This window comes from Streptomyces sp. NPDC001027, from assembly GCF_040299045.1.
Classification (GTDB): Bacteria; Actinomycetota; Actinomycetes; order Streptomycetales; family Streptomycetaceae; genus Streptomyces.
The window spans coordinates 125,252-139,949 of the sequence record NZ_JBEPBI010000002.1 but is presented as its reverse complement, the minus strand read 5'-3'; the positions used below and the strand labels follow the sequence as shown (position 1 = coordinate 139,949).

General features: G+C 69.2%; 8 protein-coding genes. 3 read left to right on the top strand and 5 right to left on the bottom strand.

Features of this window, described 5'->3' with window-relative positions:
* Positions 1-26: 26 nt before the first annotated feature.
* The gene (gene ngcE / locus ABT300_RS01750; protein WP_351670639.1) at positions 27-1,427 is read right to left on the bottom strand and encodes an N-acetylglucosamine/diacetylchitobiose ABC transporter substrate-binding protein; all 1,401 of its coding nucleotides are present in this window, start codon (positions 1,425-1,427) and stop codon (positions 27-29) included.
* Between the two features lie 637 nt (positions 1,428-2,064).
* On the opposite strand from ngcE, the gene ABT300_RS01745 reads away from it, so the two are divergent.
* From ABT300_RS01745 to ABT300_RS01735, 3 genes are all read left to right on the top strand, one after another.
* Entirely contained in the window at positions 2,065-5,850 is a 3,786-nt protein-coding gene (locus ABT300_RS01745) for a GH92 family glycosyl hydrolase (RefSeq protein ID WP_351670636.1), read from the top strand.
* Between the two features lie 105 nt (positions 5,851-5,955).
* On the top strand, positions 5,956-6,480 hold the full coding sequence (locus ABT300_RS01740; protein ID WP_351670572.1) for a hypothetical protein: 525 nt from the start codon (positions 5,956-5,958) through the stop codon (positions 6,478-6,480).
* Between the two features lie 80 nt (positions 6,481-6,560).
* Positions 6,561-8,612, top strand: a complete 2,052-nt coding sequence (locus ABT300_RS01735; protein ID WP_351670570.1) for an alpha-glucuronidase — start codon at positions 6,561-6,563, stop codon at positions 8,610-8,612.
* Here the strand turns inward: ABT300_RS01735 and ABT300_RS01730 are convergent.
* Genes ABT300_RS01730 through ABT300_RS01715 form a run of 4 tightly spaced genes read right to left on the bottom strand, consistent with a single transcriptional unit; the run spans position 8,606 to position 14,674 of the window.
* Positions 8,606-10,651, bottom strand: coding sequence for a beta-galactosidase (locus ABT300_RS01730; protein ID WP_351670567.1), 2,046 nt, complete (start codon positions 10,649-10,651; stop codon positions 8,606-8,608). The genes ABT300_RS01735 and ABT300_RS01730 overlap by 7 nt on opposite strands.
* Positions 10,648-11,367 (bottom strand): hypothetical protein, encoded by a 720-nt coding sequence (locus tag ABT300_RS01725; RefSeq protein ID WP_351670564.1) that lies wholly within the window; start codon positions 11,365-11,367, stop codon positions 10,648-10,650. Before ABT300_RS01725 ends, ABT300_RS01730 begins: the two co-directional genes overlap by 4 nt.
* Entirely contained in the window at positions 11,364-13,022 is a 1,659-nt protein-coding gene (locus ABT300_RS01720) for a GH39 family glycosyl hydrolase (RefSeq protein WP_351670560.1), read from the bottom strand. The genes ABT300_RS01725 and ABT300_RS01720 overlap by 4 nt, the downstream gene beginning before the upstream one ends.
* Entirely contained in the window at positions 13,019-14,674 is a 1,656-nt protein-coding gene (locus ABT300_RS01715; protein ID WP_351670557.1) for an ABC transporter substrate-binding protein, read from the bottom strand. Before ABT300_RS01715 ends, ABT300_RS01720 begins: the two co-directional genes overlap by 4 nt.
* Positions 14,675-14,698 lie beyond the last annotated feature (24 nt).

The following is a 14,698-nucleotide window of genomic DNA, read 5'->3' as shown; positions in this document are numbered from 1 at the left end:
ATGGACGTTTCATGTGATTCTCGCCGTCACTGGTGCTTGTAGTGCTTGATCGACGTGTCCTTGGCCGCCGCGTCGGCGTATCCCTGGATTTTCTTGATCGCCTCGGCCGGAGTCAGCCGGCCGGCCATCATCTCGCCGAGTCCGGACACCCCGATCTTCTCCTTCTGCAACTGGACGTACCAGTCCTGCAGCCGTGGATTCACCACGTTGGCGCCCGCCTTCTCGAGCGCGGCCACGCCCGACTTGAGACCGGGGGTGAGGGTGATGCCGTCGGTGCCGCCGTTGTAGGCGGTCAGCGACTTGACCTTGGAGGTGAAATTCTTCGAGGACCCCTCGCTGAGCATGATGCGCAACTGCTCCATGCCGCCCGGCACGTTCCTCGCCTTCGCCGGGACGACGAACGGCTCGCCCCCGGAGGCCCAGATGGCGCCGAACGGCATCTTGTCGGAGGAGTCGATGCCGGTGGGCGCGGAGACCGAGAGGTCGAAGTCGGCGGGGATGACGTCCGCAGACTCGTTCTCCACCCAGGAGCCGTTCGGGATGAACAGGGCCTTGCCCTTGGCCCAGGCGGTCTGCGACTGGATGTGGTCCAACCCCGGGGTGCCCTTGAGGACGTAACCCTTCCGGTAAAGCTCGTAATAGGCGTCGAAACAGGCTTTCACGGCAGGGTGCTTCCAGGCGTTGGGCTCCAGGTCGTCGATGGCGTCGAGGACTTCGCGACCGCCCACCTTGCCGATCATCGCGTACAGCGAGAAGGGGAGGTAGTAGGGGTATTTGCCCGCATACGTCCAGCCCGCGATGCCCTTCTTCTTCGCCTTCTCGCAGACCGCGAGCATCTCGTCCCAGGTCTGCGGGTACGCGGCGTCGAGCGAGTCCAGGGCCTTCTGCGAGTACCAGACGCCATAGACCGTGTAGGCGTAGTACATGATCCAGACCGGGTCGCCGTCGAACTGACCCATCTCGACGATGCCCGGACGCAGGGTGTCGCGCACCTTCTTGCCCGGATCGTCGTACGACGGCGCGTCCAGCAGCGGGGTGAGGTCGGCGAGCTGGTTCTTGCCGACCAGCACGCCCATGTCCATCTGCTCGGCGCCGGAGTTGTCGATCAGGTCCGGCGGGGCGCCCTGGTTGAACCGCGGCTGAAGCGTGGACTGGATCTTCTGGGTGGCCGAGAACTTCACCTTCGCCTTCGGCAGGTTCTTCTCGTAGATCTTCACCGCGTCCTCGGCGTACTCCTTGCCGAAACCGCCGTCGAACACGACGAATTCCATCTGAGCCGTCTCGTTGACCGCGAGAGGGTTCTTTCCGGTCTTCTTTCCCGCCTTGGCCTTGTCCTCGCCGCCCCCGCTGCCGCTGCTGGCACAGCCGGACAGAAAACCCATCGCGGGAACGGAGATCAGCCCGAGCGCCGCGGATCTCCTCAACATCTCCCGGCGACCGACACCCGTGGCGCCGTTGTTCCCGTAACCGCTTGTCTTGAATGCGTCGGTCTCGAAGCGGTCGGCCTTGGAGCCGTCGGTCGCGGAGCCGTCGGTCGCGGAGCCGTGGTTCTCGGAGTGGGATCCCATGCTCAAGTCCTCGCCTTCTCCAGGACTCAGGCGGTGAACCGGATCCTTCCCGGCACCGCGGTCGGGTCAAGCAGGTTCGTACGGACGGCGCGTGGCGCAAGAGATCTCGACGGATTCGACGATTTCAACGGATTCGACAGGTTCGACAGGTTCGACGGATTCCGCGCACCGACGGATCGGCAGTGAAGTGCCGACAGGTATAGTCCATTCCTCATCGACAGGGCAAGCGCGAATGCAAGGTCGGCCATGGGTCTTTTCCGAGTTGAGACCTCACGGAAATACGAACGGCCGATGGACGCGTTGCCGGAAAATTGCACGATATGAACCCCGTTCGGCGCAATCAACGCCCTTGACATCGCCGTCCACTTGACCCCCTACTGACTCCAGCGCGGCAGGAGGACAACGTTGTCCGGGGCGTTGCCCGCAGGCGGGAGGGTGCTCACGCATGCAGCGGTTGAGACGGTTGCGGACGACCGTGATCACGGTCGCGGTGGTCATGGCGGTCGGCGCACCGGGTACGGCCACGGCGCTGCCGCCTCCCCTCCCGCTCCCCGGCCGGGAGTTCGCCTCGTCCTTCGAGACGGGGGAGCCCGCCCCCGACTGGCGGAGCACCGTCGACAGCACGCCGGGCGGCGGCCGCCACGCCTCCGGGGTGGACGGCGGATACGCTGGCGGGCTCCCCGGCGACGTGACCGACCGGGTGACGGACGTCCGGGCGAGCGCCGAGAACACCGCCGGCGGCGAAGTGAAGGAGAACCTCCTCGACGGCGAGGCGAGCACCAAGTGGCTGGCCTTCGCCGCCACCGGATGGGTCGAGTTCGACCTCGTCGAACCCGCGTCCGTCAGCGCCTACGCCCTCACCTCGGCGAACGACGCAGCCGAACGCGACCCCGCCGACTGGACCCTCTCCGGCTCCGTGGACGGCGCCGACTGGACGGCCCTCGACACCCGCACCGGGGAAGCGTTCTCACAACGGTTGCAGACCCGCAGGTTCGCTCTGACCGCCCCAGCCGCGTACCGGCATTTCCGGCTGGACGTCACCGGGAACCACGGCGCGGCGATCCTGCAACTCGCCGACGTCCGGTTCGGCACGGGCGGCGGTGACGGGCCCGTGCCGCCGGACATGCTCACGGTCGTCGACCGCGGTCCCGGCGGCTCACCGACGGCGAAGGCCGGCGCCGGATTCACCGGGCGGCAGGCACTGCGCTACGCGGGCCGGCACACCGCGTCGGGGCGAGCCTACTCGTACAACAAGATCTTCGACGTGAACGTGCGGGTCAGCGCGCGCACCCGGCTCTCGTACCGAATCTTCCCGTCCATGGCGGACGGTGACCTCGACTACGCCGCCACGAACGTCTCCGTGGACCTGGCCTTCACCGACGGAACGTATCTGAGCGACCTCGGGGCGAGCGATCAGCACGGGTTCCCGCTGTCGCCTCAAGGCCAGGGCGCGGCGAAGGTCCTGTACGTCAACCAGTGGAACGACGTGATGTCCGGGATCGGGGCGGTGGCGGCGGGCAGGACGGTCGACCGGATCCTCGTCGCCTACGACTCCGCGGGCGGACCGGCGCGGTTCCGGGGCTGGGTGGACGACATCGCGCTGCGCACCGTCGCGCCGGAAACAAGGAAAGCTCACCTTTCGGACTACGCAGTGACCACTCGCGGCACGAACTCCAGCAGCGGCTTCTCGCGCGGAAACACGTTTCCCGCAACGGCCGTCCCCCATGGCTTCAACTTCTGGACGCCCGTGACGAACGCGTCCTCGCTGGGCTGGCTGTACGACTACGCACGGGGCAACAACGCGGACAACCTGCCGACGATCCAGGCGTTCAGCGCGAGCCACGAGCCGAGTCCGTGGATGGGCGACCGTCAGACGTTCCAGGTGATGCCGTCCGCCGCGGCCGGGGTCCCCGACACCGGCCGCACCGCTCGCGCCCTGGCATTCCGCCACTCCGACGAGACGGCCCGCCCGTACTTCTACGGAGTGCGTTTCCGAAACGGTCTCACGGCCGAGATGGCCCCCACCGACCATGCGGCCATGCTGCGGTTCACCTATCCCGGATCGGACGCGAGCGTCGTCGTCGACAACGTGACCGACCAGGCGGGTCTGGCCGTCGACGCAGAAGCCGGTGTCGTGACCGGCTGGTCCGACGTCAGGTCGGGACTGTCGGTCGGCGCGACCCGGCTCTTCGTGTACGGCGTGTTCGACGCGCCCGTGACGAAGGCGGCGTCCAGCGGAGTAAAGGGTTACCTGCGTTTCGACGCGGGCGCCGACCTCACCGTCACCCTGCGGCTGGCGACCTCCCTGATCAGCATCGACCAGGCCCGTGACAACCTGCGCCGGGAAATCCCGGAGGACACCGCTTTCGAGACGGTGAAAGCGCGCGCCCGACAGCAGTGGGACAGGCTGCTCGGCACGGTCGAGGTGGAGGGCGCGAGTCAGGACCAGCTGACCACGCTCTACTCCAACCTCTACCGGCTGTACCTGTACCCCAACTCCGGTTTCGAGAGGGTCGGCTCGGCGTACAGGTACGCCTCCCCGTTCTCTCCGATGCCGGGACCCGACACCCCGACCCACACCGGCGCCAAGATCGTGGACGGCAAGGTGTACGTCAACAACGGCTTCTGGGACACCTACCGGACCAGCTGGCCCGCCTACGCGCTCCTCACCCCCACCCAGGCGGGCGTGCTGGCCGACGGCTTCGTGCAGCAGTACAAGGACGGCGGCTGGACCTCCCGCTGGTCCTCTCCCGGGTACGCCGACCTGATGACCGGCACCTCGTCGGACGTGGCCTTCGCGGACGCGTTCGTCAAGGGCGTCGGATTCGACGCGAAGGCCGCGTACGAGGCGGCCGTCAAGAACGCGACAGTCGTGCCGCCGTCCTCCGGGGTGGGCCGCAAGGGCATGGCGACCTCCCCCTTCCTCGGGTACACGAGCACGGCCACTCACGAGGGCCTGTCCTGGACGCTCGAGGGCTGCCTCAACGACTACGGCATCGCCCGCATGGCCCGGGCCCTGTACCGGCGGACCGGAGAGCGCCGCTACCGGGAGGAGGCCGAGTACTTCCTCAACCGCGCGCTGGGTTATGTCCGTCTCTTCGACCCGAAGGTCGGCTTCTTCCAGGGCAAGGACGACAAGGGCGCCTGGCGGGTGGCGTCGGGGAGCTACGACCCGCGGATCTGGGGCTACGACTACACCGAGACCAACGGCTGGGGCTACGCCTTCACCGCCCCGCAGGACAGCCGGGGCCTGGCGAACCTCTACGGCGGCCGCGGCGGTCTGGCGAAGAAGCTCGACGCCTACTTCGCCACCCCGGAAACCGCTTCCCCCGAGTTTGCGGGATCGTACGGCGGAGTCATCCACGAGATGACGGAGGCGCGGGACGTGCGGATGGGCATGTACGGGCACTCCAACCAGGTCGCCCATCACGCGATCTACATGTACGACGCAGCCGGGCAGCCCTGGAAGACCCAGGCGAAGGCCCGCGAGGTGCTCGCGCGGCTCTACACCGGCAGCTCGATCGGGCAGGGCTACCACGGCGACGAGGACAACGGCGAGCAGTCGGCCTGGTACCTGTTCTCCGCGCTCGGCTTCTATCCGCTGGTGATGGGCAGCGGCGAGTACGCCGTCGGCTCCCCTCTGTTCACGAAGGCGACCGTGCACCTGGAGAACGGCCGGGACCTGGTGGTCAGAGCGCCCGGTAACAGCGCGAGAAACGTCTACGTTCAGGGCCTGAAGGTCGACGGACGCCCCTGGGCGTCGACGTCGCTCCCCCACGCGCTGCTCGCCGAGGGCGGGGTGCTGGACTTCGCGATGGGGCCGCGGCCCTCGGCGTGGGGATCGGGCGACAACGCGGGTCCCGTCTCGATCACCCGCGACGACAGCACGCCGGGCCCGCGGACGGATGTGCTGAAGGGCGACGGCGCGCTGTTCGACGACACCTCGGCGACGCAGGAGTCGGTCACGGGCGCGCTCGCGCTGCCGGTCCCCTCCGGCGCCAGGGCGGTGCAGTACACGCTGACCTCCGCCGACCACGCCCGGGCTCCCCGAAGCTGGACCCTTCAGGGCTCCGATGACGCGGTGACCTGGACCGATCTGGACCGACGGTCGGGGGAATCCTTCCGCTGGGACCGCCAGACCCGCGCGTTCACCGTCGCCCGCCCCGGGACGTACACGTCCTACCGGCTGGTCTTGGACGACGCAGGCGGCGGGCGGGACACGAGTAGAAGGGGCGGCGCAGTGAGTCAAGTGCGCCTGTCCGAGGTGGAGTTGCTGTCATGATGTGGTGACGGACAGCGATCGCACACCGCGCCGCGCGGCACCCGTGCCTCACGGTGGACGGGCCGTCCCCGGGCGGAGGGCGGTCCCTCGAGGAGGGGCAAGACGATGGATTTCGTCAAGCGGTGCGCGGGACTGGCGGCGGGCGCGGTGCTGGGGGCGGGGGCCCTGTTCGCGACAGCGGCTCCGGCGCAGGCCTACAGCCCGAACCCGACGTTCCGCGCGTACTACTACGACACCGACGCCTGCCCCTGCAGCGGCGGCAACCTCACGGACCCGTTCGACGACACGTACTTCGCGAACGACGCGGGCGGTTACGCGGTCAAGATGGAGCTGACCGACGCCGGAGCGTTCGTCGGCAAGGTGGAGTTCCACCCGAACGACGAGAAGCTGTGGGTGTACGACACCGCCAACGACGGTGACACGTACTACGTGCGCGTCAGCTACACCTTCGGCGGCGCCACGCACACCCTGGGCACGTTCAGCCCGCCCGGGACCTCCGCCGTGCTCGACTACGAGGTGGAGGACTTCGACCTTCCCGAAGGCGCTTACGTCGACATTTCCGTGTACGACGACGCCGGCCTGACGGACCTCATCGGCGCCGCCCGCGGCTCGGGAGCAGCCGTCGCCTAGAGCCCATTCCGAAGCCCTGAAAACGCGTTCGAGCCGTTTCGGGGCAGATCCCGGGCGTGCCTGCGCAGAACGGAGGAAATATGCCGATCACCCTGCCCGTGCAGCCGGCGGACGTCGACCCCGCCTGGCTGCCGTGGGAGGTGTGGCGCCCGTTGGGCACCCGTCGCACGCTGGTGGACGGCTCGGGGCCGCTGGTGGAGACGGTCCACGGTGAGGTGGCCCGGGGATGCGACCTTTACGGCGGGACGGTCGTGCGCGGCATGCGGGGCGCACGGGATGCTCAGGGCGCCCCGGACAGCTCGTACGATCTCGTGCTGCGTGTGGTCCACGACGGGGGCGCCGGCGCGCGTACGCACCCCGGTCTCCTCGACGGCCTGGGCGAGGAGGGATTCGTCCACGAGCGGGCCGGCGGTACGACCACGGTCACGGCGTACGGGCAACGGGGCCTGCTGTACGGGCTGTTCCACGTCGTCCGGCTCGGTGAGGACGCCTTCCGGGGTGAGCGCCCGCCCGAGGCGCACCGCCCCGCGACGGAACTGCGGATGCTGGACCACTGGGACAACGTCGCCGTGCACCCGGTCATGGGCCAGGTGGAGCGCGGGTACGCGGGCGGCTCGTTGTTCTGGCAGGACGGGCGGGCCCGTGCGGAAACGGGACGCGTCCGGGCGTACGGCAGGCTGCTCGCCGCCTGTGGGATCAACGCCGTCTCGGTCAACAACGTCAACGTCCTTGAGACCGAGGCGCACCTGCTCACCGACCGTATCGGCGAAGTCGCCCGCATCGCGGACGTGTTGCGGCCCTACGGCGTCCGCACTCATCTGTCGGTGAACTTCGCCTCACCGGTCCTGCTAGGCGGGCAGGCCGGCGCCGATCCGCTGGACGAGGCGGTGCGCGAGTGGTGGGCGGAGGCGGCGCGCGGGGTGTACGCCGTCGTCCCGGACTTCGGCGGGTTCGTGGTGAAGGCCGACTCCGAGGGGCAGCCGGGTCCGTTCGCCTACGGCCGCTCCCACGCGGACGGCGCGAACATGCTGGCCGCCGCGCTCGCGCCGCACGGCGGCACCGTCCACTGGCGGGCGTTCGTGTACGACCACCGGCAGGACTGGCGGGACCGTTCATCGGACCGGGCGCGTGCCGCCCATGACCATTTCGCCCCGCTGGACGGGCAGTTCGCGGACAACGCGGTGCTGCAGGTGAAGCACGGGCCGATGGACTTCCAGGTGCGCGAGCCGGTCTCTCCGGTGTTGGGCGCGCTGCCCCGCACCCGGGTCGCCGTGGAGGTGCAGGCCACGCAGGAGTACACCGGGCAGCAGCGGCACGTGTGCTGGCTCGGGCCCATGTGGAGCGAGGTGCTGCGGTTCCGCCCCGAGGGCGAACACGGTTGTTCCGTCGGCGAGTTGACTCGGGGTGGCCTGGTCGCTGTGTCCAACGTGGGGGACGACCGTTTCTGGACCGGGCATCCGCTGGCGCAGGCGAACCTCTACACCTTCGGCCGGCTGGCCTGGCAACCGGACGCCGACCCTCGCCGGATTCTGGACGAGTGGATCGCGCTGACCTTCCCGTCGGCCGCCGAACGCCTGGCGGACGGGCTGCGTACGGTGCTGCACGGCTCGTGGCGGACGTACGAGAAGTACACCGCGCCGCTGGGTGTGGGCTTCATGGTGCAGCCGGGGCACCATTACGGGCCCGGCGTCGACGGCTACGAGTACAGCCCGTGGGGGACGTACCACTTCGCGGACCGGGACGGGATCGGCGTGGACCGGAGCGCGGCCACCGGCACCGGGTACGCGGCGCAGTACGCCGAGCCGTGGGCGGGGCTGTACGAGTCGCCCGACTCCTGTCCGGACGAGTTGCTGCTGTTCTTCCACCATGTGCCGTACGGGCATGTGCTGAAAAGCGGGAAGACGGTTGTGCAACACATCTACGACACCCATTTCGAGGGCGTGGAGGAGGCCGAGGAGGCCCGCCGGGTGTGGGCGGGCCTCGCGGACCTGGTCGAACCGGGGCGTCATGCGCGGGTGGCCGAGCGCTACGAGGAGCAGGTGCGCTGCGCGCGGGAGTGGCGCGACCAGGTGAACAGTTACTTCCTGCGCAAGTCCGGGGTCGCCGACGAGCGGGGTCGCACGATCTACTGAAGCCGCAGGACGGCCACGCCCCGCGGGTCCAGCACCAGCGTCTCGCCCCGGTCGTGGCTCTTGCCGGTGAGGAGGTCGGTGGCCGCGGCGTGAGCGGTGAGGCGGGCATGCTCGGCGCCGTGGTTGAGCAGGAAGAGGAGGCGAGCGCCGTCCGGGGTGACCCGGGTGGCGGTCTCCACGCCGCGATGGCCCGCGTGGGGGCCGATCAGATCGTGGCGGGCGAGGACACGGCGGACGACATGGTCGACGCCCGGCTGGTCGAGGGCCGTCGCCACGTACCAGGCCTGACCGGCGCCGTGACCGTTGCGGGTCACGGCCGGGGTTCCGGCGTAGAAGTCGCCCTCGTAGCGGGCCACCGCCTCGGCGCCGCGCAACCGGACGATCTCGAAGACCAGGCGGCCCGGTGCGGTGAACCCGGTGAACCGCACCGGGTTCTCGACGTCCGCGGGCCGTGCGTCCCACTCGTCGACGCAGATGCCCAGGAGCGGGGCCAGCGGGCCGGGGACGTCGGTGAGGAAGGCCCGGTCGTGCACGTCGGAGCGGGCGGTGAGGAAGGTGGCGAGCACGGTTCCGCCGCGCCGGGCCACCTCCTCGAGCCGAGGGGCGAGATCCGCCCCGACGAGGTGCAGCACCGGGGCGAGGACCACGTCGTACGGCGTGAGGTCCGCGGTCACGGCCACGACGTCCACGTCGGCGCCGGCCTCGCGCGCCGCCCGGTAGTAAGCGTGTACGACGTCCGTGTAGCGGACGAGTCGGGAGGGTCCGTCGGACATCTCCAGGGCCCACCAGCTGGCCCAGTCGAACAGCAGGGCGGTGCGGGCGGGGGTGCGGCCGCCGAGCGTGACGGGGCCCAGTGCGCGCAGCTCCTCGCCGAGTGAGGCCACCTCGCGGAAGACCCGGGTGTCGTCGCGGCCGGCGTGGCCGATGACCGCGCCGTGGTACTTCTCGCACGCTCCGCGTGCGGCGCGCATCTGGAAATAGAGGGCGGCGTCCGCGCCGTGGGCGATGGCCTGCCAGGTGGCGAGGCGGAGTTCGCCGGGGCGGCGCAGGGGGTTGACGTCGCGGCAGGCCGTGGTCGACGGGGTCTGTTCCATCAGCCAGAAGGGCGCGCCGCCCTTGAGACCGCGCATCAGGTCGTGGCCCAGTGCGGGACGGGTGGGCGGGGCGTCCAGGGGCGGGTAGTTGTCCCAGGAGGCGAAGTCCAGGTGGGGCGCCCAGCGGTGGTAGTCGAGGGGCTGGTAGGCGCCCATGAGGTTGGTGGTGACCGGTGTGTCCGGGTCGTGGGCGCGGATGGCCTCCTTCTCCGCGGTGAAGCAGCCGAGCAGGGCGTCGGTCATGAAGCGCCGGTAGTCGAGGGTGATGCCCTGGAAGGCCGTGTGGTCGGGGCCGCGCCAGTGCTCGGTGAGTGTGCTGGGGGGCTCGATCTCGTCCCAGTCGGTGAAGCGGTGGGACCAGAACGCGGTCCACCAGGCGTCGTTGAGGGCGTCCAGTGTGCCGTGCCGGGCGCGCAGCCAGACCCGGAACGCGTCGGCGCAGCGCTCGCAGTAACAAGCGCCGCCGTACTCGTTGTTGATGTGCCAGGCGAGCAGGGCCGGGTGTGCGGCGTACCGTTCGGCGAGGCGGCCGGCCAGGGCCGTGGACAGCCTCCGGTACGCGGCCGAGCTGGGGCAGAAGTTGTGCCGCTGGCCGTAGCGGCGCCGGCGGCCTTCGAAGTCGGTGCGGTTGACCTCCGGATACTTCTTCGCGAGCCAGGGCGGGATCGCGGCCGTCCCGGTGGCCAGGCAGACCTGGCGGCCCTCGGCGGCGACGCGGTCGAGGACCCGGTCCAAGATCGTGAAGTCGTAATCGGTTTCGGCTGTTTGGGTCAGTGACCAGCTGAAGACCCCGACGGTGAGGGTGTCGACGCCGGCCAGCGTGAAGAGGCGATGGTCCTCGTCGTGGACCTCCTCGGGCCACTGCTCGGGGTTGTAGTCACCGCCGTACGGGATCCTGCCGGTGTGCGGGAGTCGGCCGTCGTCTCCGGTGCGGGGTGCGGTCATGCGGTGAAGTCCTCCTGGGTCTCGACGATCACCGGGCGGCTGGAGCGCAGCAGTGAGAGCAGCAGCGGGGCGGCCAGCAGGGCGGGGAGGGCCTCCGTGAACAGCGCGGTCAGGCCGCCCGTCAGGACGAGCAGGGAGGCCGCGGCCGCGGTGGCGCTCCCCCGGCGGAGCAGGAAGTACGCGGCGAGGCGGGCGGTGTCGCGGGTGCGGAACGTGAACAACGAGGTGAGGACGAGAGCGTGGGCCCCCCACAGGAGCGATGCCACGCCGACGGCCCCGAGCAGTACCGCCCACCAGTCGGGCAGTCCGGTGGCGGTGAAATGCGTGAGCGTGAAGACGATCACCGTCAGCCAGGCCAGCAGGGGCGCCTCGATCCGCAGCGCCGGCAGCGCGTTGAGACGCCACCCTCGCAGGTAGGCGCGGGCCGGGTGGAGGTCGGTGAGGTCGCTGCTGCGGTGGTGCAGGGCGTAGAGCGCCGCGGAGCCGGCCGGGCCGAGGGGCAGCAGGCAGACCGCGGCCAGCGGCAGGTTGGCCGGGTCGGGGCCCAGGAGCAGCAAGCCGGCGAACCCCGGGGCGGCCGCCGCGAGGAACAGGGCCTCGACGACGAGGAGGGTGTGCAGCAGGGCGGCGGCTCGGGAGAGAGGACCGGCGCCGAAGCCTGCGGCGCTCACCGTGCCGCTGGCGCTCGTGGGGATCGTGGGGCTTGTGGGGCTCATGGGGCCGCCTGGCCGAGGAGGCGGCGTTCGTCCCACCAGGGCGGCGTCTCGTCGACGACGGGCGTGAGTTCGACGAGGGTGATCTCGTGGCGGGCCAGGACGAGGCTCAGCTCTGCCCTGCCCTGACGCACGGGCAGCCTGCGGTGGCTGCGGCCCGGTTCGGACGCCTGGTGCAGGATGTCCAGCTGTGCGGGCTTCGGTGAGCGCGGGCTGCCCATGTGCCGCCAGGTTGTGTAAGCGTTTCCGTGTTCTTCGTCGACGCTGGAACGGCGGACGAAGACTTCCTGAGCGTTTCCGGCCGTAGGGTCCCGGTCACCGTCGAGGACCCTTCGCACGCCGTTCCTTCGGGTTTCCCGGTCTTGGCGGGCCGTGCCGGCTCCACCGGTGCCATCGGCGCCACCAGCCCCGACGATCCCTGGAGCCCCGGAGGAATTTCGGGCCGTGACGGGGAGGGACAGACGCAGCTCGTGGCGGTCGGGGCCCGCGGTCTCGCCGGTGGGGTCGACGGGCGCCCAGGCCAGGACCATGACCCTGCCGTCGGGGTGCCGGGTGATCAGGTGGTCGTCGCCGCGGGCGAGCAGTTCGGGGCCCGTCCGGGCCATGAACGCGTACAGGTGGTACGTGGGCTTCCTGACCTGCCGGTGGGTGAGCAGCCCGAAGCCGCCGTGGAACAGGCCGGTGGGGACGCCGGTCTCCTCGAACATGTCGCTGAACGTCCAGTACGAGAAGGAGTCCGCGAGGTCGCCGCCGTGCGCGAGGACCGGGGCCAGGTAGGCGGCGTGAAAGGCGGTGTCGTGGATCAGGTTGTCGGGGCGGTAGGAGGAGTTGAACTCGGTGATGTGCACCGGCAGGTCGGCCAGCCGGGTGCCTGCGAGGCGTCTACGCGGTGTGGCGAACTGGTCGAGCAGGTCGGACGCCGGACCCAGCGTCTGGTGAACGCCGAACGGGACGTGCTGGGAGGGCCCGGAGGTGTAGGCGTGCTTGGAGACGAAGTCGACGGGGGCTTCGCGTTGTTCCACGAAGTCCGCAAACCGTTCCAGCCAGTCGTCGGCGCCCGGGGAGATCGCCGGACCGCCGACCTGGAGGCCGGCGTCCACGTCCTTCACGGTGTGCGCGGTCACCTCGTAGAGCCGGTGGTATGCCTTTTCGTCCGCGTCCTGCCAGAAGTCGGGCAGGTTGGGCTCGTTCCACACCTCGATCGGCCAGGTGCGGACCTCCTCGATGCCGTAGCGATCCACGAGATGGACGACGACCGCCCGCACCAGGTGCGCCCACTCGCGGTACGAGCGCGGCGGGGTGACGTTGCCGCGCCACCAGAAGACCGTCTGCGAACCCGAGGCGAGGTCGTACGGCATGAAACCGAGTTCGACGAAAGGACGCAGACCCGCCTCGAGATAGGCGTCGACGACCTGGTCGACGTAGGTGAAGGCATGATGCACGCGGCGTGCGCCCTCGTGGTCGTACGGCCGGTGCACGCCCATGCCGTCGCTGAGCAGGCCGTGGCCTCGGATGTATCGGAAACCGATGTCACGCTGTATCAGGGCGAGGGAGTCCTGGTAGTCGCGGCGCAGGGCGAGTTCGATGCGGCCGGTGCCGACACAGTGACGCCAGGCATCGGTGTGCCGGCCCACGAGCTCCTCAGGTACCCGGATCACGCCTTCTCCTTCGCGAACCGCTCGCGCGCCTTGTTGTGGAGGCCGACGAGGCGGTCCATGTTCTTGCCCTTGAGCTCGCTCACGTAGTCGTCCCATTCGGACAGCGGACGCTTGCCGAGGGCGAACTTGAGGGTGTTCTGGGTGACGTGGTCCCTCAGCGGCGTGTCCCAGAGGGAGGCCTGCTCCTGCTCCACGGACTGCAGTGGGTGAGCCGGCCCGACGGGCAGTTGCTCGCGCTGCGACATCGCGTCCTGGAACTTCCTCTCGTCCGGGCTGAAGGAGGACGAGACGAGCGCCCAGCTGCCGCCGTAGGTGAACACGCCGTTGAAGAATCCGTAGTCCTTCTGCAGGTCCTTCGGGGCGTTCGGGTCCGAGCCCATGAGGCTGATCCCGGGCCCGGGCCGGTACCGCCCGCCGTCCAGGGTGTAAGTGGTGTCCTGCACACCCCACTTGGCGAACCGCTGCCCCTCGTCCGAGTACCACAGCCAGTCGACGAACTGCATCATCGCGACGAAGGTGTCGCTCTTGAGGGCCTTGGTGGAGATCATGAGACCGTTTTCCAGCCGGGCGCCGCCCAGCAGCACGGGTCCGGCCGGGCCGAGCGGAACCGGGATCATCTCGATCTTCGCTCCCTTGACCTGTTTTTCCAGGTTGTAGCGGTAGCTCTGGACCAGCTCCTGCGGGTTGGCACTGATCGCGAAGGACTTCTGGGCGAGGAGTTTCTGCAACGCGTCGTCGTCTGTCTGGGTGAAGCTCTCCGGGTCCATCAGATTCTCGGCGACGAGTTTCCTCAGGTACTCGACCATCTGACGGTAGCCGTCCGTCGCGCCGGTGAAGACGAATGCGTCCCTCTTGCCGTCGAAGCTGATGTTGTCGTAGGTCCAGCCGGCCCGCACACCGAAGGACTGGCCGAGGTAGCTGCACAGCGCCGCTGCGGGAAACGGGGTGTTGGTGCTCCAGCGGTCGGAGAAGGGGTACCGGTCTGGATACTCGGCCCTGATCGCCTTGAGGACGTCATACACCTCGTCCCAGGTGGTGGGCAGGCTCAGTCCGAGCTTGTCCAGGACGTCGGTGCGCAGCGACAACGAGTAACCGGACTTGACCTTTTCGTGCAGGCCCGGCAGGAGGTAGTACTTCCCGTCGGACTGCCGGATGGAGTCGAGTTCCGGCTCCAGCTTCCATTTTCTGACCTTGTCGCGGAAGTTGGGCATGAGATGCGTGTACTCGCTGACCGGGAGAATCGCGCCCGACGAGACGAAGGCGACCTCCGACGGGTGGTACGTCTTGGGAATCAGGAACGGTGCGTCCCCCGCGCCGATGAGGACACTGCGTTTCTTCTCGTAGTCGCTCAACGGAACGGCGATCGGCTTCAGGGTGACACCGGTGCGCCTGGTCAGTTCGTTCCAGAACAGCCAGCCGTCCTTCATCGGATAGACGGGGTTGTTGTTGTGCAGAAGAGAGAAGGACAGCGGTTTCGACGCCTTGAACTGCTCGCCGACGCGATACTCCTTCATCGCTCCGTTCTGTTTCTTGGACAGGTCCTTGCCGTCCTCACCTTCGTCGCCGCTCCCGCAGCCGGTGAGAGAAGCGAGGCCGACGAGGCCTGCGGCCGCGAGGAGCTGACGTCGAGACAACTGACCGGCATTCTTCACGGTTGCTCCTTTGTTCCGTAGGAG